The sequence below is a fragment of the Amycolatopsis kentuckyensis genome, assembly GCF_002155975.1.
Classification (GTDB): domain Bacteria; phylum Actinomycetota; class Actinomycetes; order Mycobacteriales; family Pseudonocardiaceae; genus Amycolatopsis; species Amycolatopsis kentuckyensis.
The window spans coordinates 1-2,206 of sequence record NZ_MUMI01000844.1 but is presented as its reverse complement, the minus strand read 5'-3'; the positions used below and the strand labels follow the sequence as shown (position 1 = coordinate 2,206).

The 2,206-nt window shown below is 73.5% G+C and carries 2 protein-coding genes; both read left to right on the top strand.

The window, feature by feature from the left end:
* Positions 1 to 1,552, top strand: a 1,552-nt coding sequence (locus CCN39_RS48570) for an SNF2-related protein (RefSeq protein ID WP_244211370.1), incomplete at its 5' end; no start/stop codon positions are given.
* A partial coding sequence (locus tag CCN39_RS48565) for an SWIM zinc finger family protein (protein WP_208630702.1) occupies positions 1,552 to 2,206 on the top strand: 655 nt, incomplete at its 3' end. The genes CCN39_RS48570 and CCN39_RS48565, both read left to right, overlap by 1 nt.

The window sequence follows — 2,206 nt, the reverse complement described above, 5'->3', positions numbered from 1 at the left end:
GCCGCCGAGGGCCGAGCCTCTGTCGGCCGGCGACGGGCCAGTGCTCGCCGAGGTCTCCTCGGGCGGCGCCGAGTCTCCGCGTACCGGCGAGGCCGCCCGTTCGGCGGCCTCACCACCGCGGCCGAGCGCCGGGCACGGGTCCACCGGCGGCGAGTGTCCGCCGGCGGGCGGTGAGGTGCCGTCCACCGGCGCTGTCCCCTCGCCGGTGGCCCCCGACGTGCCGCCCACCGAAGCCGGGCACTCGCCAGGCGGTGCCGAGCCCTCGGCCGGCCTGCCGCCGGCCGAGCTCCCGCGAACCGCCGGCGGTCCCACCCTCGTCCTGTGCCCCACCTCCCTCCTCGGCAACTGGGAACGCGAGTTCGCCCGCTTCGCCCCCGACATCCCCGTCCGGCGGTTCCACGGCGGCCGCCGCCACCTCGACGACCTCGCCTCCGACGAAGTCGTCCTCGCCACCTACGGTGTCCTCCGCCGGGATCGCGAAACGCTGTCCGAAGTGGAGTGGGGCCTCGTGGCCGCCGATGAGGCGCAGCACGTCAAGAACCCGCTCTCCGCCACCGCCAAGGAACTGCGCAAGATCCCCGCGCAAGCCAAGGTCGCCCTCACCGGCACGCCCGTCGAAAACCGGCTCACCGAGCTGTGGTCCATTGTGGACTGGACCACCCCCGGTCTCCTCGGCCCCCTCGATCGGTTCCGCCGCACCGTCGCGCGCCCGATCGAACGCGACCGCGACAAGGCGGTCACCGAACGGCTGGCCGCCACCGTCCGGCCGTTCCTGCTGCGGCGGCGCAAGACCGACCCGGACATCGCCCCCGAACTGCCGCCCAAGACCGAGACCGACCGGTTCGTCCCGCTCACCGCCGAGCAGACCACGCTCTACGAAGCCGTCGTGCGGGAGAACCTCGCCGAAATCCGGGAAACGCAGGGCATCAAACGGCGCGGGCAGGTGCTGCAGCTGCTCACCGAACTCAAGCAGATCTGCAACCACCCCGCGCAGTTCCTCAAGGAACCGCACGGCGCGCTCACCGGCCGCTCCGGCAAGCTCGCGGCGTTCGAAGAACTCCTGGACGTGATCCTCGACGAAGGCGAAAGCGTCCTGGTCTTCAGCCAGTACGTCCAGCTCTGCCGCCTGCTCGAGCGGCGCCTCAAGGACCGCGGCCTGCCCACCGAACTGCTCTCCGGCGACAGCTCCCCGGCGAAACGGCAGGACATGGTCGACCGGTTCCAGGCCGGCGAGATCCCGGTGTTCCTGCTCTCCCTGAAGGCGGGCGGCGTCGGGCTCAACCTGACCCGGGCCACCCACGTGATCCACTACGACCGCTGGTGGAACCCGGCCGTCGAGGATCAGGCCACCGACCGCGCCTACCGGATCGGGCAGGACAGGCCGGTCCAGGTGCACCGGCTGATCGCCGAGGGCACCCTCGAAGAGCGGATCGCGCAGGTCCTCGAAAAGAAACGGGGTCTCGCCGAGTCGGTCGTCGGCGCCGGGGAGGACTGGATCACCGAACTGTCCGACGACGAGCTCGCCGACCTCGTCCGGCTCGGGGGCGGGTGATGCCACCGAGGCGCAACTTCGGCACGACGTGGTGGGGCCGCGCCTGGGTCGAGGCGCTGGAGCAGCGCGCGAAGCTCGACCCGAACCGGCTGCCCCGCGGGCGGACGTACGCGCGGAAAGGCACCGTCAGCGAGCTGCACGTCGGCGCCGGGGCGGTGCGCGCGCGGGTGCGGGGCAGCCGTCCGGAGCCGTACCGGGTGACGATCACCATGCGCACCTTCACCGACGGCGAGTGGGACACGCTGCTCGGCGTGGTCGGCACCCAGCTCGGCCACGCGGCCGCGCTGCTCGACGGCGAGCTGCCGGGCGCGCTGACCGAGCAGGCGCGCGAAGCGGGTGTCGACCTGCTGCCGGGCCCGGGCGACCTGCGGCCGCGGTGCTCGTGCCCGGACTCGGCGAACCCGTGCAAGCACGTCGCCGCGGTGTACTACCTGGTCGCCGACGAGGTCGACCGCGACCCGTTCACGCTCTTCCTGCTGCGCGGCCGCCCGCGGGCGGACGTCCTGGCCGAACTCCGCGCCCGCAGGTCGCCGGCGCGCGGTGAGAAACCGAAGCTCCCGAAGCCCGTGGACGAGGGCCTGACACCCCGCGCCGCCTACGCGCGACGGCCGGGCGCGATCCCCGCCCTGCCGCCACCACCGCGGGTGCCCGGCC